This is a genomic window from Bradyrhizobium sp. USDA 3650 (assembly GCF_054057395.1).
Genome location: NZ_JBSRZG010000001.1, coordinates 1892179 through 1915950, shown reverse-complemented (window position 1 = coordinate 1915950; position 23772 = coordinate 1892179). Strand labels below are relative to the sequence as shown.

The window sequence follows — 23772 nt, the reverse complement described above, 5'->3', positions numbered from 1 at the left end:
AGAGTGGGCTGGTGGGAGCGACAACTTGATCTGGGTACGACGGCGGGGCGCAACGTAGCCCATTGCGCAGAACCGGTGCGCTCTCGCTGACTAGCCGTCCAGCACCTCTCGCACCTTCACTGCGAGTTCCTCGACGGTGAAAGGCTTGCTGAGCACGGCCACGCCGGGTCTTGCCACACGATTTTGGAGCATCGCGTTGGGCGTATAGCCCGTCGTGAAAAGAACCTTCAGATCCGCTCGGCGTCGAAGCGCTTCTTCAGAGAGCTTCGCCCCGTTGATGTCCGGCATGACGATGTCTGTGAATAGTAGGCTGACGTCCGGGGTTTCGTCCAAAAGCTGCAGCGCCGCTTCTGCGCTTTCTGCCTCCATCACGCGGTAGCCCAGTTCAATCAATGCATCGACACTATACTGGCGCACTGCGGGCTCGTCCTCCACCACCAGGATAAGCTCGTGATTGTCGTCGGTAGGCAGGAACGCGGCTGCTTTTTCCGTGAAAACGGGCTCGGTCGCATCCACGAGCCTCGGCAGGTAGACCTTGAATGTTGTCCCTTCGCCGGGTTCCGAGTAGATCTTGACGTGGCCGCCCGACTGTTTGACGAAGCCGTATACCTGGCTGAGACCAAGGCCGGTGCCTTTGCCGACAGCCTTGGTGGTGAAGAAGGGGTCGAAGGCTTTGGCCATTACGTCCGCAGGCATGCCGGAGCCGGTGTCCGTCACCGCGATTAATACATATTGCCCTGCCAGGACGCCTGGTTCGCTTGCCAGATAGCGGTCGTCCAAATCAGCGTTGTGAGTTTCGATGGTGAGCCGGCCGCCCTCCGGCATTGCGTCGCGGGCATTCACTGCAAGGTTCAGGAGGACATTTTCAAGTTGGTTTGCGTCGGCTGAGATGCGCCAGACGTCTGAATCCAGCGCAGTCTCTAACCTTACATCACTGCCGAGTGAGCCGCGTATGAACCCGGACATCCCCGAGACGAGCTTGTTGATATCGATGGGTTGGGGCTTCAACGGCTGTTGCCGGGAGAACGCAAGGAGGCGCTGCGTAAGCAAGGCAGCGCGGCGCGCTCCGTCCATGGCAGCTTCGAGATAGCGCTTGGCGCGCGGGTCGAGTTCGGCCGTTCGGCGCTTCAGAAGGTCGAGTGAGCCCAGCACGATCGACAACATGTTGTTGAAGTCGTGCGCGATGCCGCCCGTGAGATGCCCGACGGCTTCCATTTTTTGCGCTTGGCGGAGGGCCTCTTCGGCGGCTCTCAGTGCTTCGGCCTGCTCTTTCTGACGATGGATGTCACGACCGATACAGTGAAAAGCTCCCTTGCTAGCGGTGACCGACCAGGCGATCCAACGATACGCTCCGTCTTTGCATAGGTAACGGTTCTCGAATTCGCCGGATTCATCGTTAGCCGCGAGTTCGTCGGCCCAGAGGCGCGATCCTTCGATGTCGTCGGGGTGGATGAACTGAGTATAGGGTCGTCCCACGATCTCAGCTTGAGACCAGCCGAGCAGCGCTGGCCAGGCCGGATTGACCTCTCGTATGGTCGAGTCGAAAGCAACCACCGCGACCAAGAGGTTGGTACCACTCCAGAGCTGATTGCGCTCCTCCGTGCGCTCCTGAACAAGGCGTTCGAGCTGTTCGCGCGATCGGGCCAGGATCTCCCGAGCGGCGACCATGTCCTCAATGTCTGTACAGGTCCCGTACCATCGCAAGATCACGCCATCTGCGTCGCGCACTGGCTGCGCACGTCCAAGCACCCATCGGTACTGCCCGGATCGATGACGGAGACGATACTCGATCTGATACGGTTGGCCGGTTTCCAGGGAGTGACGCCAAGCAGACCATGCGGCCTCTCGATCTTCGGGGTGGAACATTCCGTTCCAAGCTTCGCCGTCTGTGGAACCTTGCGGTACGCCGGTGAACTCGTACCAACGCTGATTATAGAAGTCGTGGAACCCATCAGGTCGCGTGGACCAGATCATCTGGTCGATGGAGTTCGTGATCGCCGCGGCCCTGGCTTCGCTTTCGCGCAGCGCCGCTTCTGCAAGCACCTGGCCGGTGGTCTCCGCGACGGCGCAGAACATGCCCATCACTTCGCCCGTGGGCTCGCGAACCGCCGAATAGGAGAAGGTAAACCAGGTCTGCTCATCGTAGCCGCGCCGGTTCATGATGAGCGGCAGGTTCTCTTGCCAAGTTGCCTCGCCAGCCATGGCTTTTTGGATCAGAGGCCAGATATCGTCCCAGATCTCGGCCCAAATGTCATGGAAGCGAGCGCCGAAAGCAGCCGGATGCTTGTCGGCGAGGATCTCAGCGTAGGCGTCGTTGTAAATGAAACCGAGTTCCGGGCCCCAAGCCACGAACATCGGAAACTTCGAGTCCAGCGCCAGACTCACGACTGACCGAAGCGTCGGTGACCACCCCTGCGGTGGGCCGAGCGGTGACTTGGTCCAATCGCAGCTATGCAAGAGCGCCTGGACCGGCGGGCCTCTCTCCAGCGGCTGCGCGCTAGGCAGGTCAACCATCAATATTCTCGCAGCTCTGCGCCGCCGTACGGTCGATCATGGGCATGAGCAACTCAACCAGTGCGCCAGCTGTTTGTTACCAACATACAGTTGAAACCGTCTCGGCCAAAGGTGCAAGATCGGGTTCGGAACGCGAGGCGCAAGCAGAAATCGCGGCTTTGTCCGAACGAATCTCAGCGCTGTAAGTGGACGTCTTTCACTTGTTCGGCACGTCCCGACGTTCGACCTCGCCACCCGCAATCCGCGCCAGGTAATCCTTCTTGCTGAACTGCATGTGATCCACACAGAGCTGGGCCAGTGCCCAACTGTCACGGCCCTTCAACAGCTCGATCATCAACTCGTGCTGGCGGCGCGATTGTGCCAGCCCGTCGCTGTCGGCGAGGTTCTTGGCGCGCATCGGCAGGGTCAGGTTCATGTAGTCCTGCAGCGAGCGCACCAGATAGGGATTGCCGCACGCTGAGAACAGCGCGAGGTGGAAGGCGTCGTTGGCCTCGTGGATGCCGCGCAGGTCCTGCAAATCCGCTCTCGCGCAATATTGCCGCTGCAATGCGGAGAGCTCGTCGATCAGGCCTTGCGGAGCGGGCAGGGGGATCATCAGCGCCGCCTGCCGGGTCAGCATCTCCCGGACCTCGTAGATCTGCCGGACCTCTTCGGCCGAGTAGAACCGCACGGTGGCGCCGACATTCTTTTCACGGCGGACGATGCCGCGGCGCTCCGCATCCACCAGCGCCTGGCGCACGAAGTGGCGCGAGGTGCCGTAAGCCGACATCAGCGCGTCTTCCGTGAGGCGCGCGCCTGGCGCGAGGCGGCCGAAGATGATGTCCTCCTCGAGCCGCGCGACGATGTCGTCCGGATCGTCGCGCCGGACCGTCATGCTGTCTGCGGTGTGAGTGTCGGACATGCCCTTGGCCCCCCGGCGCCTGGCCGGTCCGTCCTGTGGAGCAGGGAAGGCTCGGATTGTCAATAATCTGGTCGTCAGCAGGGCGCCAATGGCGAAAATGGCAGGCTTGACGTCTGCCTTATTGACAATCAAGGGGCAGGCTGTACGACAATGACCCGGTGATGGGAGTGGCATGATGACGAGTGGGTTGCGCAAAGGGCTGACGAGTTATGGCGATGCCGGCTTCTCGCTGTTCCTGCGCAAGGCGTTCATCAAGGCCATGGGCTATTCCGACGACGCGCTGGAGCGTCCGATCGTCGGCATCACCAATACCTACAGCGATTACAATCCCTGCCACGGCAACGTCCCGCAGATCATCGAGGCCGCCAAGCGCGGCGTGATGCTGTCGGGCGCGATGCCGTTCGTGTTCCCGACCATCTCGATCGCTGAAAGTTTTGCGCATCCGACCTCGATGTATCTGCGCAATCTGATGGCGATGGACACCGAGGAGATGATCCGGGCCCAGCCGATGGATTCGGTGATCGTCATCGGCGGCTGCGACAAGACTCTTCCTGCGCAGGTGATGGCGGCGATCAGCGCCGACCTGCCGACAGTGGTCATTCCCGTTGGCCCCATGGTGGTTGGTCATCACAAGGGCGAGGTGCTGGGCGCCTGCACCGATTGTCGCCGTCTCTGGGGCAAGTATCGCGCCGGCGAAATGGACGCTGTCGAGATCGAGGCGGTCAACGGCCGACTTGCGCCGTCGGTCGGCACCTGCATGGTGATGGGCACGGCCTCGACCATGGCCTGCATGATCGAGGCCATGGGTCTGTCGCTGCCGATGAGCGCGACGATTCCCGCGCCACATGCGGAGCGCTTTCGGCTTGCCGAGGCGAGCGGCAGGGTGGCCGCCGAGATGGCCAAGACCAAGGGCCCGAAGCCGAGCGAGGTGCTGACACCGGCGTCGTTCAAAAACGCACAGGTCGTACTCCAGGCGATCGGCGGCTCGACCAACGGCCTGATCCATCTGACCGCGATGGCCCATCGCTCGCCGCACCGGCTCGACCTCGGGGTGTTCGACCAGATCGGCCGCGAGGTGCCGGTGCTGATCGATCTCAAACCGTCCGGCGAGCATTACATGGAGCACTTCCATCATGCCGGTGGTGTGCCGAAGCTGCTGGCGCAGCTCGGCGATCTCGTCGATCTCGATGCGACGACCATCACAGGGCAGACGCTGCGCGAGATCGCGGCGAACGCGGAGGACGTGCCCGGCCAGGACGCGATCCGCTCGCGCGACAATCCGATCAAGAAGGAAGGCGGCCTCGCCGTCCTGCACGGTAACCTCGCCCCGCGCGGCGCGGTCATCAAGCAGTCGGCTGCAAGCCCAAAGCTGTTGCAGCATACGGGCCGTGCGGTGGTGTTCGAATCCGTCGAGGACATGACGCTTCGCGTCGATGATCCCGATCTCGACGTCACCGCCGATGACGTGCTGGTGCTGCGCAACGCCGGCCCCAAAGGCGCGCCCGGCATGCCGGAGGCGGGTTATCTGCCGATCCCCAAGAAGCTCGCGCGTGGCGGTACCAAGGACATGGTGCGCATTTCCGATGCGCGCATGAGCGGCACCGCGTTCGGCACCATCGTGCTGCACATCACGCCGGAATCCGCCGTCGGCGGGCCGCTGGCGCTGGTGCAGAACGGCGACATGATCCGGCTGGATGTTGCGAAACGCAGCATCGAGCTGCTGGTCGATGCCGCCGAGCTGGAGCGCCGCCGTGCCGCATTGAAACCGGCGGCTGCGCCGGAGGAGGCGCGGCGCGGCTACGCCTGGCTGTTCAATGAGACCATTATGCAAGCCGACGAGGGCTGTGACTTCGATTTTATGCAGAGGACTGGCAAAGGCTGATCAACCACTCGAACGAGCGCTCAGACCGCACAAGCGGCGGGCGATAAAACAAGGGGGAAACGATGATTGCACGAACCATGCTTGGGCTGGCGGCAACGGCCGCTGTTCTGTTCGTTACGGGCGCATCGGCACAGGAGGTGAAGCATTATCGCTTTGCCTACGATCAGCCGCGCAACACCGGCTATTCCATCGCGGGCGACCTCTTTGCCGAAAAGCTCAAGGAATTGAGCAAAGGCACCATGATCATCGATCAATATCCGGGCGCGCAGCTCGGGCAGGAGCCGCAGGTGCTTCAGCTCGTGAAAGCGGGCGACGTCGAATTTGCGATCATCTCCTCGGCGAACACCGCGACGATCTCGCCGCAAGCGGGCGTGATGTCGTTGCACTTTCTCTTCCGCGACGAGAACCACGTGGTCAAGGGCCTGGCCGATCCAAAAGTGTTCGCGGCGCTCAAGACCATGATCGACGAGACCACGCAGGGCCTGCATGTGATCGCGACCGGCTCGCAGGGCGTGCGCCACATGTACTCCAAGAAGGAGATCCACAATGTCGGCGACATCAAGGGCCTGAAAATCCGGGTGCAGGCGACCGCGACCGAGGACACCATGTTTCCGGCCTACGGCGCCCAGACCGTGCACATGCCGTTCGGCAGCGTCTACACGAGCCTGCAGACCGGCGTCGTCGACGTCGCCGAGAACAGCATCAACGTCTACCTCGTCAACAAGCACTACGAGGTCGCCCCGGTCCTGAACATCACTGAGCATGAGGCCAACAACGCGCTGGTGTTCATCTCCGACAAGCTCTGGCAGAGCCTGTCGGCCGAGCAGAAGGGCTGGGTGCAGGCAGCAGGGAACGAGGTCAGCTCCAAGGAGCCGCAGAAGGCCTTCGACCTCGAACGCACCGCCGCAGAGAAGCTGAAGAAGATGGGCGTGAAGATCGTCGATAACGTCGACAAGAAGAGCTTCACGGCGGTCGCCGATCCCTATCTCGACAAGCTCGCCAAGGAGCTCGGCCCGCACGCCGAGAAGATCAAGGATTTGATCCGCTCGATCAACTAGGCCGCCCGCGGAAATGTCCGTGCCTCCACGAGTCGTCCCGGCGAAGGCCGGGACCCATACGCCGCGGCGGAGCTTGGGGCAGGGTAGCCACCAGCTTGCTTTGGCCACACGCAGCTGGGGCTATGGGTCCCGGCCCCCGTGCGCAGTAGCGCACTAGGCAGGGACGACATTAATGACAATCGCCGACAAACTGCTGGTGCAACGCCAACGTCACCTCAAATGGCGCGGGCTCGACTGGCTCGAGCTCGCGCTGATGATCCTCTGCGGCGTGCTCTGCTTCGGCTTCTCGCTGTCGGTGACCGCCGACATCGTCACCCGCACCATCGGCCATCCCTGGCTATGGCTCCAGGAAGTCACGTCGACGCTGTTCATCTACGCGATCTTCGTCGGCACCGCGGCTGCGACCCGGCGCAACGACCACCTCTATCTCACCGCGATCTCCGAGGCGATGCACGGCACGCCGCGTCTGATCGTCGAAATCATCATCCGCATCGTGGTGCTCGGCGTCGCCTTCTGCCTGATCGTGTACGGCTATCAGAACTATCTTCGCGGCTTCGGCAGTTTTCGCCTGCCGTCGGGCACGCCGATCGCCTCGCTCTACGCGATCATTCCGCTGTCGGGCGTGTTGATCGGCCTGTTCACCATCGAGCAGCTCGTCAACGGCGTGCGCAACGGCTTTGACCACCCCGAGCCGCCCGAAGAGGATGACGGGGCGCCTGTCATCACCGACGCGCAGATGAGGGCGCAGCCGTGAGCGCACCCATCGTCCTGGCGTTGATGACGGTCTGCTTCCTGTCCTTCGGCTATCTCGGCGTGCCCGTGCCGTTCTCGCTGATGGCCGGCGTCTTCATCGGCGCGCTGCTGTCGGACGTCTCGCTCGCCGCGATCATCCAGAAGGTGTTTGACGGCGTCGATTCCGAGGCGCTGCTGGCAATCCCGTTCTTCCTGCTGGTCGGCGAACTCATGAGCTCGGCCAATGTGGTGGTTCGAATAGCCAACCTCTCGGTGTCGCTGGTGGGGCATATCAGAGGCGGCCTGTCGCAGGTCGTGGTCGTCTTCAGCATGTTCTTCTCGGAAATGTCGGGCTCGACCACTGCCGACGTCGCCGTGATGAGCCGCGCGCTGGGCGGCCCGATGAAGCGCGAGGGCTACGAGCCCGCCTTCATCGCCGCGATCATCGCATCCGCATCGACGATTGCGGCGCTGGTACCGCCGAGCATCACCGCGGTGGTCTATGGCGCGGTCGGCAACGTCTCGATCGCCGGCCTGTTCATGGCAGGCGTCGTGCCGGGCCTGATGATCGGCTTCGGCTTGATGATCTACTGCTATTTCTTCGGTCCGTCCGGGCTGCGCAAGCCGCGCGCGCCGCTGCGGCAGGTGGTGTTCGCGGCCGGCGATGCGGCGCTACCGCTGATGATCCCCGTGATCCTGTTGGGGGGCATCCTGACCGGCTGGTTCACGCCGACGGAAGCCGGCGTCGTCGCCGTGGTCTGGATCGTCGTGGTCGTGATCCCCGCGCTCAACCGCGGGCATATCAGGAAGATTCCGTACGATTTCTGCCTTGCGGGCCTGATCTTCTCGCTGCCGCTGATCACGATCGGCGCCGCCAATGCGTTCGGCTGGATGCTCGCCTACTTGCGCGGTGCAAGCTACATCGCGGAAGTCATCACGTCGCTCGCCGGCAACGATCCGCATCTGATCATGCTGTTGATGGTGCTGCTGTTCACGATCGTCGGCGATTTCATCGAGCCGGTGCCGACGATCATCATCTTCATGCCGCTGGTCAACACGCTGACGGAAGCCGGCGACATCAACGCCGTGCATATGGGCGTGGTGCTGATCGCCACGCTCGCCTTCGGCCTGATCACGCCGCCTTACGGCCTGGTGCTGCTGATGGCCTCGAAATTCGTCGGCGTCAGTTTCGCAAAGGCACTACGCGCCGCGTTGCCGATCTATCTGGTGTTCCTCGGGACGATCGCGTTCGCGATCTACTTCCCGAGCGTGGTGCTGTGGCTGCCGCGGCAGGTGCTCCCCGAGTCGGTCGGCTGCTTCAAGTCGCCGGCGGGGACGGGGTACATCTGTCCGCAGTGAGAGCTACTTGCTCTTGCCCGTGAATTTCTTCACGGCGGCGCGGAACTCCTCCGTGTTCATCGCCATGATGATCTTGTGCTCCTCGGCGTCGAGCTGCTGCTTCACCGGCGTGGTGGCGGCCTGGTAGACCAGCGATTTGGTGCCGGCAATCGCGGCGATCGGGTTCTGCGCCAGCCGCACGGCGAGGGTTCGCGTTGCGGCCTTCAGCTCGGCGGCGGGAACGAGCTTCGCAACCAGGCCCCATTCATGGGCCTGCTGCGCGGTGAAATTGTCCTCGGCGAGGAAAATCTGGAGCGCGCGGCGCGGGCCGACCGTGTTGACGATGCCGACTGTGGATCCGCCATCCGGCGAGACGCCGATCTTGGCGTAGGCCGGCGTGAATTTGGCATCCTCCGCCGCGATGCAGAGATCAGTGACGAAGGCGAGGCCCATGCCGGCGCCGGCCGCCGAGCCGTGCACGCTGGACAGCGAGATCTTCGGCATGCGCCGGATGATCTCGATGAAGGCATGATAGTGCTTCAATAGCTCGCCGACGACCGGCGTCACCGTGCCTGCTTCGGCGGCTGCCCCGATCGTCTGCAGATCGCCGCCGGCCGAGAAGGCGCGGCCTTCGCCTTCGAGGACCACGACCCTGATATCGTCGGCGCCTTCGATGTAAGCCGCAAGCTGTTCGAGCTTTTGCGCAATCGCCAGATTGATCGAATTGAACGCGGCGGGCCGGTTGAGCGTGATGGTCGCGATCGGGCCATCGATTCGCAGCAAGGCGGGATCGTCGGGTCGTGAGACGGGAGCGGTCATCGGAAATCCCCGGCATGAGGTCGATGCACGAACTAAATCGCAGAAGGCGAGGGGTGACAATCCCCGCCTGCTGCTCTTGCGCAAGCCGGAACGATAGGCTCAAATGGGCAGGCCTTCGTTTAGGGACGGACACGAGCGCCGGCTCCTCCTAGGCTAGCAAGCCAAAATCAGAGAGAGGAGACGACATGGGTGACGCTCGTGTCTTGCGGAAATGGGCTGTCCAATGACGGATGGTCCGGTGGTCATTATCGGTGCCGGCCATGGCGGCTACCAGGTCGCGGCATCGCTGCGTCAGGCAGGCTTTTCCGCGCCCATCTACCTGGTCAATGACGAGGCGCATCTGCCCTATCAGCGGCCGCCTTTGTCCAAGGCCTATATCAAGGGCGCGGCCGGCCCGGAGAGCCTGATGTTCCGGCCGGAGAAATTCTACCAGGACCAGACCATCGAGCTCGTGGCGGGCCGCACGGTGTCGATCGACCGCGCGGGGCGCAAGGTGCTGCTCGCCTCGGGCAGGACGCTGGCCTACGGCCACCTCGTGCTGGCGACCGGCGCGCGCAACCGGCTGCTCGATCTGCCCAATGCCAACCTTCCCGACGTGAAATATTTGCGCATCCTCGACGAGAGCGAGGCGCTGCGAAACATCATCCCGTCGAAGACGCGGGTGGTGGTGATCGGGGCCGGCTTCATCGGCCTCGAATTCGCGTCCACTGCGCGCATCAAGGGCCTCGAGGTCGACGTGCTCGAACTCGCCCCGCGCGTGATGGCGCGCGCGGTGACGGCGGAGGTCTCCGAGTATTTTCAGGCGCGGCATCGCGATGCCGGGATCCGCATTCACCTCGGTGTGCAGGCAACCGCGATCGAGGCTGAGGGCGGCAAGGTCACCGGCGTCTCCTTGAGCGACGGAAGGCACCTGCCGGCGGATCTCGTCGTGGTCGGTGTCGGCGTGCTGCCGAATATCGAGCTCGCGGCGGAGGCGGGGCTGCCGGTCGCGGCCGGTATCATCGTCGACGAATATCTCTCGACCGCTGATCCCGATATCTCGGCGATCGGCGATTGCGCGCTGTTCAAAAGCCCGCGCTTCGGCGGATCGCAGCGGCTGGAATCGGTACAGAATGCCACTGATCACGCGCGCTGCCTCGCGGCGCGGCTGACTGGCGACCGCAAGGCCTATGACAGTCATCCCTGGTTCTGGAGCGACCAGGGCGAGGACAAGCTCCAGATCGCGGGCCTCACCACCGGCTACGACCGCGTCGTGCTGCGCGGCAGCCCTGCGAACAAGGCGTTCTCGGCGTTCTGCTACAAGGGCGACAGTCTGCTCGGCATCGAATCGATCAACCGTGCTGGCGACCACATGTTCGGCCGCCGCCTGTTCGGCCTGGATCGCTCGATCACGCCGGAGCAGGCCGCCGATGAAAGCTTTGACCTGAAGGGCGCGTTGGCGTGAGCTCTCTCCCTCTCCCCGTTCTTACGGGGAGAGGGTTGGGGTGAGGGGCTCTCTCCGCAGATGAGATGAGCGTGAAACCTGTACCCCCTCACCCGGATTGCTTCGCAATCCGACCTCTCCCCGCAAGCGGGGCGAGGTAAGAAAGGCATCAGCCTGCGTCTAGGACGGCGGCGACTTCCGCGGCCGTCGGCATCGACGGCCCCGCGCCCATGCGCTGCACGGAGATCGAGGCGGCGGCATTGGCGAAGGCGAGTGCCGCGCGCAAATCGACGCCGTCGGCGAGCTGCGCCGCGAGCGCTCCCACAAAACAATCGCCTGCGCCCGTGGTGTCGAGCGCCTTCACCACGCGGCCTGGTACCGAAATCTCCTCGCGTCCCGCGAGCGCCAGCACGCCGCGCTTGCCGAGGGTCACACAGATGGTCTGGTCCTCGCGCGCCTGAAGTTTTCGCGCGACGTCGAGAATCCGCGCAGCCTCGTCCCTGTCGGACAACTCGACGCCGGCGAGGAGGCCGAGCTCGGTCTCGTTCAGCACGAGAATGTCGACCAGCGCGAGCAATTCGCCCGACATGGTTTGCGCCGGCGCCGGATTGAGCAGCGTCGTAGCGCCGGCCTCGCGAGCCCGCCGGAAGAACGCGGCGATCGTCGGCAGCGGGATCTCGAATTGGCTGACCGCGACATCGCCTTTTGCCAGTAGGACGGTCGCGACGTCGTCGACGCCGACAAGCGCATTGCTGCCGGGAATGACGACGATCGTGTTGTCGGCCTCCGCCACCGTGATGATGGCCGTGCCGGTGTGCGCCTCGGCTGTCTCGCGGATCGCGCCGAGATCGATGCCTTGCGCACCGAGGAACGTCCTCAACTCACCGCCGAACGAATCCTTGCCCAGCCGGCCGATCAACGTGGTCCGCGTGCCAAGCCGCGAAGCCGCCACCGCCTGGTTGGCGCCCTTGCCACCCGGAAAATACAGCACCTGCTTGCCGGCGACGGTCTCGCCGATCTTCGGATGGCGATCGGCTGTCGCCACCACATCCATGTTGATGCTGCCGGCGACGAAGACGCGCCCCATAAGAAACCTCAGATGAGAGACCTCGGCGAACGCTAGACCCTGACCTCGAACTCGTGCCTGACCTTGGCGATGTCGACCAGCGTCGGCAGGCCGGCTTCGTTGCCAAGACGCTGGATCTTGAAGGTCGAGGCTGCCCGGGCAAAATCAAAATGCTCGCGCCAGCTTTTGCCGGGATGGGCAAGATAGGAATAGACATAAGCGCCGTGGAAGACGTCGCCGGCGCCGTTGGTGTCGATCACGCGCTCGCGTGGGATCGGCATCGCCGGCATCACCTGCACCGTTCCGGTCTCGTCGTACCAGAGTAGGCCCTTCTCGCCCATGGTGATGCCGCCGATCTTGCAGCCGCGGCTCTTGAGGTAGTCGAGCATCTTTTCGGGCGTCAGGTCCATCTGCTCGCACAGGCGCTCGGCGACGATCGCGACGTCGATGAATTCCAATAGCTCATGCGTGTTGGTGCGAAGGCCGCCACCGTCGAGCGAGGTCAGGATGCCGGCCTCGCGGCAGACCTTTGCGTAGTGGATCGCGGCATCCGGCTGGTGGCCGTCGACATGCAGCGCGCGGCAGCCGCCGAGATTGAGCATCGGGAACGGATGGATGTGGTCGTCGTCGCGGGCAGCGGACGATGGCGCGCTTACCGTCCTTTGGCATGATGAAGGACAGCGAGGACTGGTTGACCTTCCGCCCATGCAGCGAGATCGCGTATTTCGCGCACATGTCCATGAACATGCGGCCGAGCCAGTCATTGGCCGCGGTGGCGATGAGATCGGGCACGATGCCGAGCTTGGCGCAGCAGAACGCCGCGGTCACCGCATTGCCGCCGAAGGAAACCGCGTAGTCGGAGGCCACGTGCTTCTCGTCGCCGGTCGGCATGTGGTCGGTGATGAAGACGACGTCGATATAGGTCTGTCCGATGAAGAGAGCCTGCATTGCTTGTCCGTGATGCGCTTTGTGGTCCCGGCCGGCGTGCTTACTGTAACACCGGTTCCGCCGCGGGACCGCTGAAATTATTCGCAAAACCGGCGCTCGGAGTGCTTGAGGTCGGCATGCGGCCGGAATACGACCATCACCGGGCAATGCCAAGCCCGGACAAACGCCGTCTCTCGGTCCATGGTTCCGGGCCGGTCAACAGGGGGAAGCATGATCACCGGCCTCGATCACGTCGTCGCACTGGTCAGGGATATCGGTGCGGCCAGAGCGGCCTATCAGACGCTGCTCGGACGCGCGCCGGCCTGGCAGAATTCGGGCGAGGGCGCCGACCGTGTGCTGTTCACTCTTGCCAACATGACGATCGAATTGATGGCGCCGAACGGCTTCAGCGTGACCGCCGACCGCATGCGCGCGCTGCTTGGCGACCAGGAAGGCGTGCTCGCCAGCCTGTGCTTTCGTGTCGCGGACATGAGCAAAACGCACCGGCGGCTGGAGCGGGTGGCACTCATGCCGGATCCGGTTGCCGAGGTCGAAAGCAGCGACGCGGAGAGCGGCGCGGTCCTGCACTGGAAGCGGACGCGCGCCGCCACGGAGCTCACGCGCGGCGTGCGCATGTTCTTCCTCGAACTGGCTGATGAGCGCCCGCTTTCGAAGACGACCGATATCGCGCCGATCGATGCACTCGACCACGTCGTGATCACCACGGAGGATTCCGATCGTGCCGCCGCGCTCTATGGCGCGCGGCTCGGGCTCGATCTGGCGCTCGACCGCTCGCACCAGGATTGGGGCCAGCTGATGTTCTTCCGCTGCGGCGATCTCGTCGTCGAGCTGGTGCGCCGCCCCGTCGCAGGCGGCGATTCCCTGCATGACCGCCTTTGGGGCCTGAGCTGGCGGGTGACCGACATCGATGCCACGCGCGCCCGCCTGATCGCCGCCGGCCTCGACGTCAGCGACGTGCGCAACGGCCGCAAGCCGGGCACGCGGGTGATGACGGTGCGGACCGGCACCTGCGGCATCCAGACGGTCCTGCTGGAGCGCTCGCCGAAGCCGGTGGAGTAGGCTAAGCCTTTTTCTCGTCATTGCGAGCGCAGCGAAGCAATCCAGAATCCCTCCACGGTGGCAGTCTGGATTGCTTCGTCGCAAGGGCTCCTCGCAATGACGGCGAGCGCGTGTTACACCCGTCCTAAGACCACCCAGCGAGCAACCGGTTTGGCGAAAGCAGCGGCAAAGCGAACTCTGAAATGGCAGCGCGATCCCGAGGGCATGCGGTTGCGCATTCTCGAAGCCGCCAAGCAGGAATTCTCAGCGCACGGGCTTGCCGGTGCGCGCGTCGACCGCATCGCGGCCAACGCCGGCGCCAACAAGCGGATGCTGTATTATCATGTCGGCAACAAGGACGAGCTCTATCTCGCGGTGCTCGAAGGCGCCTATGACAAGATCCGCAGCGAGGAGCGCGGGCTCGATCTCGAACATCTCGATCCGCCCGAGGCCATCCGCCGCCTGATCGAGTTCACCTGGAATTACTTCCTGCGCAATCCCGAATTCCTGTCGCTGCTCCAGACCGAGAATCTCGCGCGCGCAAAGCATCTCAAGAAATCGACCAAGGTCAAGTCGATGCACTCGCCCTTCGTCGAGATGATCGGCACCGTGGTGCGGCGCGGTGTATCCGGCGGCGACTTCAAGGTCGCGGTCGATCCTGTCCAGCTCTACATCTCGATCGCGGGACTGTGCTTCTTCTATCTATCGAACTCGGCGACGCTCAGCGTGATCTTCGGTCGCGATTTGCTGGCCAAGGACGCCAAGGACGAGCGGCTGGATCACATGGTCGGTCTCGTGCTGGCGGCGCTGACGGGACAGTCGGCCGCGCTGTTAGCCATGACGAAGGCGCCGAAGTCGCACGCCGCGGTGGCGCAGACGGCTTAGCGCGACTTCGTCGTATCGCTGCTTGCGATAATGGAAATTGTGGAGTCGGACTGCTCCCCCAACGTCGTCCTGGCGAAGGCCAGGACCCATACCGCGTGATCCATCGATCGCGCGTGGTGCCAATCCCGAACGCCAGCCTTCGCCAAACTTCACCCTGTGGTTATGGGTCCTGGCCTTCGCCAGGACGACACCGGGGATTTGGCCCGGTCTTCAATCCCAGGATGATCCCAAACCTTCCGGAACCCCCGCCCAAAACGTCGCAGGAAAACCGCTGGACAGTATTTACCCAACGGGTTAATTTCTCACCCAACGAACAAGACGACCGGGAGTGAGACGTGGCTGAGCTGAAGCCGCAGAGTGCGGTGTCCAAGATGCTGAACGCGGCCTGGATCCGGCCGTGTTTGTTCCTGGTGTTCATCGTCGTCGCCTGGGATCTCGCGATCCGGCTGTTCAGGATTCCCGCCTACCAGATCCCGTCGCCGGGCGATGTCATTGCGGTGCTGCGCACCGATTGGCCGGAACTGTTGCGCCAGTCCTGGCCGACGACTTATGCCACCGTCTGCGGCTTCGCGCTCTCGGCGCTGTTTGGTATCCCCATCGCGATGCTGATCGCGGGCTCCAAGACCGTGGAGAGCTACGTCTATCCGTTGCTGGTGTTCTCGCAATCCGTGCCGAAGATCGCGATCGCGCCGCTGTTCGTGGTGTGGTTCGGCTTCGGCATCATTCCGAAAGTAATCTCGGCGTTCCTGCTTGGCTTCTTTCCGGTGGTGGTCTCCGCGGTGCAGGGCTTCAAATCGGTCGATCCAGACATGGTCGATCTCGCCCGCGCCATGCAGGGCAGCCGCTTCCAGGTGTTTTGCGCGGTGAACCTGCCGCATGCGCTGCCGGCGATCTTCTCCGGCCTCAAAGTATCGGTGACGCTCGCCGTGGTCGGTGCCGTCGTCGGCGAATTCGTCGGCTCCAATTCCGGCATCGGCTATGTGATGCAGCGCTCGATCGGCACCTTCGACCTGCCGACGATGTTCGCGGCCCTCGTGATCCTCGCGCTGCTCGGCGTCATCCTGTTCTGGATTGTGGACCGGATCGAGAAGCTGGTCATTCCCTGGCATGTCAGCCAGCGCGAGGACGTGATTTTCGCCTCTTAACAGCAACCAAAGCAACGAACGGCCGCCAACGGCCGACGCAACAACGACAAGGGAGAGTGACGATGAAGCGGTGGATAGGAGCTGTCTCGGCGGCGCTGATGGTGTTCGCGGCCATGCCGGCGCAAGCGGCCGACAAGGTCGTGCTGATGCTCAACTGGTACGTCTATGGCGAGCACGCGCCGTTCTATTACGGCAAGGCCAAGGGCATCTATGCCGCCGAAGGCATCGACCTCGAGATCCAGGAAGGCCGCGGCTCGGCCGCGACCACGCAGGCGGTGGCCGCCAAGACCGCCGATTTCGGCTATGTCGACGTGCCCACCATGATGCGTGCCGCGATCAAGGGTGCGCCAGTGGTTGCGACCGGCGTGCTGCTCCAGACCAGCCCGATGTCCGCCATGGGTTTTGCCGACAAGAACATTAGGAAGCCCGAGGACATCAAGGGCAAGACGGTGGCGATCACGCCGGCCGATTCCATGACCCAGATCTGGCCGCTGTTCTTGAAGAAGACCGGCCTCAAGGAAAGCGACTTCCAGACGGTGGCGGGCGATGGCCAGACCAAGCTCAACGCGGTCATCAACGGCCAGGCTGACCTCTTGCTCGGCTACGTCATGGACCAGTCGATGAAGATCAAGGACGCCACCGGCAAGGACGTCTATCCGATCAAGTTCGCCGACTACGGCATCAACATGGTCTCCTCCGGCATCATCGCCAACACTGATTATGTGAAGGCCAATGCCGATCTCGTCCGCCGCTTCATGTCGGCCACGACCAAGGCGGTCGAGGCTGCCGAGAAGGAGCCGAAGGCCGCGGCGCAATCGATCCTCGATGCCAACCCCAAGGGTGGCAAGATCGACACGCTGACGCAAGGATTTGAGCTGACCATTCCGCTCTACCGGACGCCCGAGACCAAGAGCAAGCGGCCGTTCCAGGTCACTGATCAGAACATGACGGACTCGGTCAATCTGATGGTCGAATATGGCGGGCTCGATGCCAAGGCCAAGGAGAACCCGAAGGCGTTCTACACCAACGACTATCTGCCGAAGAGCGGCTCGTGAAACCTGCGACGAACATGAGTGAAACCCTGCAGCCGGCCGCACATCTGAGACTGGTGAGCGACCGGGCTGCCGGCGATGCGTCGGGCATCAAGCTGTCAGGCGTGTCGAAGACCTACCGGACGCGCGACGGCGATGTGCCGTCGCTGCGCCCGCTCGACTTCCACATCAATGACGGCGAGTTCTTCGTCGTGGTCGGCCCATCCGGCTGCGGCAAGTCCACGCTACTCAAGTTGATCTCGGGACTGCTGCCGCCGACCACGGGCGAGATCCTGGTCGAGGGCGAGAAGGTGACGGCGCCGCACGGCAATGTCGGCATCGTGTTCCAGAACGCGTTGCTGCTGCCATGGCGCAACATCCTGTCCAACGTGATGCTGCCGATCGACATGAAACGGTTGCCGCGGCAGACATATCTGGACCGCGCCAAGGCACTGTTGAAGCTGGTTGGGCTCGAAGGTTTCGAGAAGAAGCTGCCGTGGCAGCTTTCCGGCGGTATGCAGCAGCGCGCCTCGATTTGTCGCGCCCTGGTGCATGATCCCCGGATCATGCTGATGGACGAGCCGTTCGGCGCGCTCGATGCGCTGACGCGCGAGCGCATGAATGTCGAGCTGATGCGGATCCAGCGCGAGACCAGGAAGACGGTTCTGCTGATCACGCATTCGATCCCCGAGGCCGTGTTCCTCGCCGATCGCGTGCTGGTCATGACCGAGCGGCCCGGCGCGGTCGCCGCGATCTACGACGTGCCGCTGCCGCGGCCCCGTTCGCTCGACGTGATGGCCGATCCTGTGTTCACCGAACTCGTGCAGCGCATCCGCAAGCACTTTTTCTCGCAAGGTTCACTGGACTGACGACCATGGCACCGCGCCTGAAGCTGCGAGACATCACCTTCTTCGAGCGACCCGTGCATTTCGCCCGGCCGTTCCGCTTCGGCGCTGTTACCATCAACGCGACGCCGCAGCTGTTCGTGCGGGTCGAGATCGAGGTCGAGGGTAGGGGATCGGCGGTCGGCGCCAGTGCCGAACTGTTGGTGCCGAAATGGTTCGACAAGCGGCCGGAGCTGTCGCCGGCGCAGACGGTGGATGGCTTGCGCCGTTCGCTGGAGATCGCGCGGGGGCTTTATCTCGCGCGAACCGGATTTTTGACGGCATTCGATCTGCATGCCTCGTGCATCGGTGCCCAAGTCGCAACTTGTGCGAAGAAAAACATTCCGCCGCTGGCCGCAGTCTATGGACCCGCGGAAATCGACAAGGCGATCCTCGATGCGCTGCTCCGCGCCGCCGAGACCAATTTCTTCGACGGCATGGCCGGCAACATCGCCGGCATCGATGCGCGGCTTTCGCCCGACCTGAAGGAAACCGATCTCACGACGTTCCTATCGGGCCGGAAGCCGCTGGCACGCGTTGCCATCAGGCATACCGTCGGTCTCGACGACACCGTTGAAGGCGAGGGCGGAGTTGCAGATCCCCACGAGAACTCCGGTGCAAGATACTTCAAGCTGAAGCTGTCGGGGGACCCCGTCGGCGATGCAGCGCGGCTGGCGCGCATTGGCAAGGAGCTTGATGCGCTGGACCATGACTACAAAGTGACGCTCGATGCCAACGAGCAATATGCCGATCTCGCAGCCTTGCATGAACTCATCGGCCGGCTCGACCATGACACTGCGCTGCGATCGATTTCATCCAGGCTGCTCTATATCGAGCAGCCGATGCCGCGCGATGTCACGAGGCACTCGCCCCTCGGCTCGCTCGCAGCGCGCGGCTTTATCATCGACGAAGCCGACGATTCCTACGACGCGTTTCCCGCGGCCCGGGCGCTCGGCTATCACGGCATCTCCTCGAAATCCTGCAAAGGGCTTTACAAGTCCATCGTCAACGCGACGCGCGCAGCGAAATGGAGCGCGGCCGGCGAAAGATTCTTCGTGACCGGCGAGGACCTCACCTGCCAGGCGGGCCTTGCCGTGCAGCAGGACCTTGCGCTCGGTGCCTTCATCGGCATCACCCATGCCGAACGCAACGGCCATCATTACGTGGACGGCTTCGGTGACACGCCCGCCGCGGAGGCCCAGGCCTTCGCCGCCGCGCATCCCGATCTCTATGCGGATGCAGGGCAGGGCATCCGCCTCTCCATTCACAACGGCGATCTCCTGACGGGATCGCTTCATGCAACGGGATTTGCGACGTCGGTCCATCCGGACTGGTCGGCGCTGCGCCCGCTCGAACAACCACAATCACTCTGGGAGCAATCGGTATGACCACCCAACGCCTCGGCCTCATCATGAACGGCGTCACCGGCCGCATGGGACTCAACCAGCATCTGATCCGCTCGATCGTTGCGATCCGCGAGCAGGGCGGCGTCCGCTTGAAGAACGGCGACCGCGTGATGCCGGACCCGATCCTGGTCGGCCGCAGCGCCGAGAAGGTCGAGGCCCTTGCCAAGCGCTACAACGTCACGCGCTGGACCACGGATCTCGATGCGGCCCTCGCCGACAAGAACGACACCATGTTCTTCGACGCCGCGACCACGCAGGCGCGCCCCGGGCTGCTGACCCAGGCCATCAATGCCGGCAAGCACGTCTATTGCGAGAAGCCGATCGCGACGAATTTCGAGGAGGCGCTCGAGGTCGTCAAGCTCGCCAATTTCAAGGGCGTCAAGCACGGCACGGTGCAGGACAAGCTGTTCCTGCCCGGCCTGAAGAAGATCGCCTTCCTGCGCGACTCCGGCTTCTTCGGCCGCATCCTCTCGGTGCGCGGCGAGTTCGGCTATTGGGTGTTCGAAGGCGGCTGGCAGGAGGCGCAGCGGCCGTCATGGAATTACCGCGACGAGGACGGCGGCGGCATCATCCTCGACATGGTTTGCCACTGGCGCTACGTGCTCGACAATCTCTTCGGCGAGGTCGAGAGCGTGAGCTGCATCGGCAACACCGACATCCCGGAGCGTTTCGACGAGCAGGGCAAGAAGTACAAGGCGACCGCGGACGACTCCGCCTATGCCACGTTCCAGCTCAAGGGCGGCGCCATCGCCCACATCAATATGTCCTGGGTGACGCGCGTCTATCGCGACGATCTCGTCACCTTCCAGGTTGACGGCACACTCGGCTCGGCCGTCGCCGGCCTTTCCGACTGCATGATCCAGGCGCGGCAGGCGACGCCCCGGCCGGTGTGGAATCCCGACGAGAAGCGGCTGCACGATTTCTACGGCGACTGGCAGAAACTGCCTGACAACGTCAGCTACGACAACGGCTTCAAGGAGCAGTGGGAGATGTTCATCCGCCATGTCTACGAGGATGCGCCCTACAAGTTCACGCTGCTCGAAGGCGTCAAGGGCGTGCAGCTCGCCGAATGCGCGCTGAAGAGCTGGAAGGAGCGGCGCTGGATCGACGTCGCTCCGATCAAGGTCTGAGCTTTATTGGACAAGTGTCGATGTTATTGAGCCGTCATTGCGAGCGAAGCGAAGCAATCCAGAGTGCCTCCGCGGCAAGAGTCTGGATTGCTTCGTCGCTTCGCTCCTCGCAATGACGGGGAGAGGTCTGAAATCATGAACAAGCCCGTCCTGCCGATGTCGTCGTTGTCGCTCAAGCTGCCGAAGGCCGATCGCTCGATCGAGACCTACCGGCTCGCGGCGTCGCGAACGTTTCCCGCAAAGCTCGAGGGACCGCTGAACCGCATCGCGTTCTCGGCCGTCCATACCGTGACCGATCCATTCGCTGACAACGACCCGTGGCTCTCCGCTGCCGTCGACTGGGACAAGACCATCGCCTTTCGCGAGCACGTCTGGGATCTCGGTCTCGGCGTCGCCGAAGCCATGGATACCGCGCAGCGCGGCATGGGGCTGGATTGGCCGACCTCGCTGGAGCTGATCACGCGCTCGGTCGCTGCGGCCAGGCGGCGCAACGCGCTGGTGTTCTCCGGCGCCGGTACCGATCATCTTGCGGTCGAGGATGCCAGGAATCTCGACGACGTGATCCGCGCCTATGAAGAGCAGGTATCGGCGGTCGAGAAGGTCGGCGGCCGCATCATTTTGATGGCGTCGCGCGCGCTGGCAAAGCTTGGCCGCAACGCCGACGATTACGCAAAGGTCTATGACCGCGTGCTGTCGGGGGTAGCGCAGCCCGTGATCATCCACTGGCTCGGCGACATGTTCGATCCGGCGCTGACGGGATATTGGGGCACCAAAGACCTCGACAAGGCGATGGACACAGCGGTGGCCATCATCAACGCCAACGCCGCTAAGGTGGACGGTGTCAAGGTTTCGCTGCTCGACAAGCAGCGCGAGATCGACATGCGCCGTCGTCTCGACAAGCGCATCAAGATGTACACCGGCGACGATTTTAATTATGCGGAGCTGATCGCCGGTGACGAACAGGGTTTTTCGCACGCGCTGCTCGGCATTTTTGACGCGATCGCGCCGGCAGCGTCCTACGCGTTGTCGCGGTTGGCCGCTGGTGACGAAGCAGGCTTCCACGACGTGCTGGGGCCGACGGTGCCGCTGTCGCGCCACATCTTCAAGGCGCCGACGCGGTTCTACAAGACCGGCGTGGTGTTCATGGCCTATCTCAACGGCCATCAGGACCACTTCACCATGGTCGGCGGGCAGGAGAGCACGCGCTCGACGCTGCATCTGGCGGAGCTGTTCCGGCTGGCCGACAAGGCCGGGCTGCTCGCCGATCCGGAGCTGGCGACGCTGCGGATGAAGGCGGTGCTCTCAACGCGCGGAATCGAATCCTGATGCGTGATTTCTCGTCCGATCATCGCTGGCTGTCGCTCAATACGGCGACAATCCGAAAACAGGGTGACCTCGTCGAAATCATCGAGGCCTGTGCCAGGCACGGCATCCGCGCCATCGATCCCTGGCGCGACCAGGTCGCAGCCGTCGGCCTCGATCGTGCGGCGCGTGCGGTGCGCGAGGCCGGCCTCGAGCTATCAGGGTATTGCCGCGGCGGCATGTTCACGTCGGACGCATCGCGGCGGGGCGAGGTGCGTGACGACAACCGGCGCTGCGTCGACGAAGCCAAGGCGCTTGGCGCGCCCTGCATCGTTCTCGTCGTCGGCGGCCTGCCGCAATATTCGCGGTCGGGCAGCGAGGCGTCGAAGGACATCGCCGGCGCGCGGACGCAGGTCGAGGAGGCGCTCGCTGATATGCTCGATTACGCCAAACAGGCCAAGCTGCCGCTGGCGATCGAGCCGCTGCATCCGGCCTATGCGGCAGACCGCGCCTGCGTCAACACCACGAAGCAGGCGCTCGACATCTGCGACCGGCTCGATCCTGATCGCAGTGGCATGCTCGGCGTCGCCCTCGACGTCTATCACATCTGGTGGGATCCGGAGCTGATGGGGCAGATCGCGCGCGCCGGCCAAGATCGCCTGCTCGCCTTCCATGTCTGCGACTGGCTGGTGCCGACCAGGGACATTCTCAACGACCGCGGCATGATGGGCGACGGCGTGATCGACATCAAATCGGTGCGCGCAGCGGTCGAAGCACAGGGCTTTGCCGGTTATTCAGAGATCGAAATCTTCTCCAACGACTGGTGGAGCAAACCGATGGACGAGGTGCTGCAAACCTGTATCGCGCAGCACAAGACGGTGGTTTAGGCCTTCCGGAATTGGTTGCGCGCAACGGCGCCGATGGCCTGAGATGTCAAATGGTTGCGCGCAATCACCGGCGCATCCCGCGGCGGTAACCTTCTACTGTGCATGGGGTTGTTTTCGCGTTTTTTTGTTTTGAGGCTTCAACCGATTGCGCAGGGCACGCTCAAAAAGCCGCGGAACCGCACCCGTCCGCCCCTGACCGGCTGTCCGCTCACGGCATAGTTGGGGAAGCGCGCCAAGAAGCGTGAGACCGCGATGGCGCCTTCCAGCCGCGCCAGCGCCATGCCGGCGCATTGATGCGCACCGGTGGCGAAGGCGAGATGCCGGTTCGGCGTGCGCGCGACGTCGAAGCTCTCGGGGTCCGGAAACTGCGCCGGATCCCGGTTGGCCGCGCCGATGCACAGCGTGATCGACGTGCCGGCGTCGAGCGTGACGCCGCCGAGCTCGACCCGCTCCGTGGTCATGCGGTTGCCGAGCTGGTTTGAGCTCTCGTACCGCAGGATCTCTTCGACCGCAGTCTTGATGAGGTCGGGGTTGTCGATCAGCCGCCGCTTCTGATCCGGATTGCGGTCGAGCGCCACGAGGCCGTTGCCGATCAAATTGGTGGTGGTCTCGTGGCCGGCATTGAGCAGGAAGATGCAGTTGTGCAGCAGCTCCTTCTCGGTCAGCCGCTCGCCGTTATCTTCACCCTGTATCAGGCACGTCAGCACGTCGCGTTCGGGGTTGCCGGGCCTTTCGCGCCGGCGTGCGACCAGCGTTTCGAGATAGGCGAGAAAATCCGTCACGGCCTTGTTGCCGCGGGCAGCGACTTCAGGCGACACGACCGGTTCGAGGGCGCCCAGGATCGCCAGCGACCACTCGCGCAGCGGCGCGCGCTCGTCATGGGGCACGTCGAGCAGATTGCCGATCACCTCGATCGGGATCGAGGCGGCGAAATCCTCGATCAGCTCGCAATCACCTTTGACGGCGATGGCGTCGAGCAGTCCGTCGACCAGCTTGATGATATCGGGCTCCATCCCCGCGATCGCGCGCGGCGACAGCGCGCCCATGATCAGGCGCCGCACGCGCGTATGCGCCGGCGGATCGTTGAAGACGAGGCTCGTGGTGTGGTGTTCGTGGAGCGGGGTGTCGCCGTATTTCGGCCCGAACTCGCGCTTCTTGTCCGAGCTGAACGACTTTGTGTTCTTGTAGGTCGTGACGAGGTCGTCATAGCGGGTCAGGAATACGGTGCCGTTGCGCAGGCGCTTGACCGGCTCGTTCTCCCGCAGTGCACGATAGGTCGGGTAGGGATCGTCGTAGAATTCCGGCGTCAGCTTCTCCAGATCGAAACTGGCTGCCAGTTCATTCGCACTTGCGTTCATGCCGCCATACTCGCCGGTTGAGTCC

Annotated in this window: 19 protein-coding genes and 1 pseudogene; 14 read left to right on the top strand and 6 right to left on the bottom strand. The window is 63.5% G+C overall.

The window, feature by feature from the left end; genetic code table 11:
- Positions 1-90: 90 nt before the first annotated feature.
- Both ACVIN2_RS09105 and ACVIN2_RS09100 read right to left on the bottom strand, forming a co-directional pair.
- Positions 91-2385, bottom strand: a complete 2295-nt coding sequence (locus ACVIN2_RS09105) for a PAS domain-containing protein (RefSeq protein WP_456765354.1) — start codon at positions 2383-2385, stop codon at positions 91-93.
- 325 nt (positions 2386-2710) lie between these two features.
- Complete coding sequence (locus ACVIN2_RS09100; protein ID WP_456765353.1) at positions 2711-3415, bottom strand: GntR family transcriptional regulator; 705 nt, start codon at positions 3413-3415, stop codon at positions 2711-2713.
- Between the two features lie 175 nt (positions 3416-3590).
- On the opposite strand from ACVIN2_RS09100, the gene ACVIN2_RS09095 reads away from it, so the two are divergent.
- From ACVIN2_RS09095 to ACVIN2_RS09080, 4 genes are all read left to right on the top strand, one after another.
- The gene (locus ACVIN2_RS09095) at positions 3591-5297 is read left to right on the top strand and encodes an IlvD/Edd family dehydratase (protein ID WP_456769677.1); all 1707 of its coding nucleotides are present in this window, start codon (positions 3591-3593) and stop codon (positions 5295-5297) included.
- Between the two features lie 62 nt (positions 5298-5359).
- Complete coding sequence (locus ACVIN2_RS09090; protein ID WP_456765352.1) at positions 5360-6355, top strand: TRAP transporter substrate-binding protein; 996 nt, start codon at positions 5360-5362, stop codon at positions 6353-6355.
- Between the two features lie 172 nt (positions 6356-6527).
- Complete coding sequence (locus ACVIN2_RS09085) at positions 6528-7109, top strand: TRAP transporter small permease (RefSeq protein ID WP_456765351.1); 582 nt, start codon at positions 6528-6530, stop codon at positions 7107-7109.
- On the top strand, positions 7106-8446 hold the full coding sequence (locus tag ACVIN2_RS09080) for a TRAP transporter large permease (RefSeq protein WP_456765350.1): 1341 nt from the start codon (positions 7106-7108) through the stop codon (positions 8444-8446). The genes ACVIN2_RS09085 and ACVIN2_RS09080 overlap by 4 nt, the downstream gene beginning before the upstream one ends.
- Before the next feature lie 3 nt (positions 8447-8449).
- Here ACVIN2_RS09080 and ACVIN2_RS09075 read toward each other — a convergent pair whose 3' ends face one another.
- Positions 8450-9244 (bottom strand): enoyl-CoA hydratase/isomerase family protein, encoded by a 795-nt coding sequence (locus ACVIN2_RS09075; protein WP_456765349.1) that lies wholly within the window; start codon positions 9242-9244, stop codon positions 8450-8452.
- 223 nt (positions 9245-9467) lie between these two features.
- On the opposite strand from ACVIN2_RS09075, the gene ACVIN2_RS09070 reads away from it, so the two are divergent.
- The gene (locus ACVIN2_RS09070; RefSeq protein ID WP_456765348.1) at positions 9468-10688 is read left to right on the top strand and encodes an NAD(P)/FAD-dependent oxidoreductase; all 1221 of its coding nucleotides are present in this window, start codon (positions 9468-9470) and stop codon (positions 10686-10688) included.
- 148 nt (positions 10689-10836) lie between these two features.
- Here the strand turns inward: ACVIN2_RS09070 and ACVIN2_RS09065 are convergent, their stop codons facing one another.
- Positions 10837-11754, bottom strand: coding sequence for a ribokinase (locus ACVIN2_RS09065; RefSeq protein WP_456765347.1), 918 nt, complete (start codon positions 11752-11754; stop codon positions 10837-10839).
- Between the two features lie 32 nt (positions 11755-11786).
- A pseudogene (locus tag ACVIN2_RS09060) lies at positions 11787-12681 on the bottom strand (sugar kinase).
- A 210-nt stretch (positions 12682-12891) separates the two neighbouring features.
- On the opposite strand from ACVIN2_RS09060, the gene ACVIN2_RS09055 reads away from it, so the two are divergent.
- The 9 genes from ACVIN2_RS09055 (at position 12892) to ACVIN2_RS09015 (ending at position 22389) form a co-directional block, all read left to right on the top strand.
- Entirely contained in the window at positions 12892-13740 is an 849-nt protein-coding gene (locus ACVIN2_RS09055) for a VOC family protein (protein WP_456765346.1), read from the top strand.
- Between the two features lie 204 nt (positions 13741-13944).
- On the top strand, positions 13945-14604 hold the full coding sequence (locus ACVIN2_RS09050; protein WP_456769676.1) for a TetR family transcriptional regulator: 660 nt from the start codon (positions 13945-13947) through the stop codon (positions 14602-14604).
- Between the two features lie 335 nt (positions 14605-14939).
- A complete protein-coding gene (locus ACVIN2_RS09045) occupies positions 14940-15749 on the top strand; it encodes an ABC transporter permease (protein ID WP_456765345.1) in 810 nt (269 codons plus the stop codon).
- Positions 15750-15811: 62 nt separating this feature from the next.
- On the top strand, positions 15812-16804 hold the full coding sequence (locus ACVIN2_RS09040) for an ABC transporter substrate-binding protein (protein WP_456765344.1): 993 nt from the start codon (positions 15812-15814) through the stop codon (positions 16802-16804).
- A 14-nt stretch (positions 16805-16818) separates the two neighbouring features.
- A complete protein-coding gene (locus tag ACVIN2_RS09035) occupies positions 16819-17649 on the top strand; it encodes an ABC transporter ATP-binding protein (RefSeq protein WP_247360165.1) in 831 nt (276 codons plus the stop codon).
- A 5-nt stretch (positions 17650-17654) separates the two neighbouring features.
- On the top strand, positions 17655-19052 hold the full coding sequence (locus ACVIN2_RS09030) for a hypothetical protein (protein WP_456765343.1): 1398 nt from the start codon (positions 17655-17657) through the stop codon (positions 19050-19052).
- Positions 19049-20200, top strand: a complete 1152-nt coding sequence (locus ACVIN2_RS09025) for a Gfo/Idh/MocA family protein (RefSeq protein WP_456765342.1) — start codon at positions 19049-19051, stop codon at positions 20198-20200. The genes ACVIN2_RS09030 and ACVIN2_RS09025 overlap by 4 nt, the downstream gene beginning before the upstream one ends.
- Positions 20201-20335: 135 nt before the next feature.
- Positions 20336-21526: a dihydrodipicolinate synthase family protein gene (locus ACVIN2_RS09020; RefSeq protein ID WP_456765341.1), complete on the top strand. Its 1191-nt coding sequence runs from the start codon at positions 20336-20338 to the stop codon at positions 21524-21526.
- Positions 21526-22389 carry a sugar phosphate isomerase/epimerase family protein gene (locus ACVIN2_RS09015; RefSeq protein ID WP_456765340.1) on the top strand — a complete coding sequence of 288 codons (864 nt, stop codon included), beginning with the start codon at positions 21526-21528 and terminating at the stop codon, positions 22387-22389. The genes ACVIN2_RS09020 and ACVIN2_RS09015 overlap by 1 nt, the downstream gene beginning before the upstream one ends.
- A gap of 137 nt (positions 22390-22526) precedes the next feature.
- Here ACVIN2_RS09015 and ACVIN2_RS09010 read toward each other — a convergent pair whose 3' ends face one another.
- The gene (locus tag ACVIN2_RS09010; RefSeq protein WP_456765339.1) at positions 22527-23747 is read right to left on the bottom strand and encodes a cytochrome P450; all 1221 of its coding nucleotides are present in this window, start codon (positions 23745-23747) and stop codon (positions 22527-22529) included.
- Between the last annotated feature and the right edge of the window lie 25 nt (positions 23748-23772).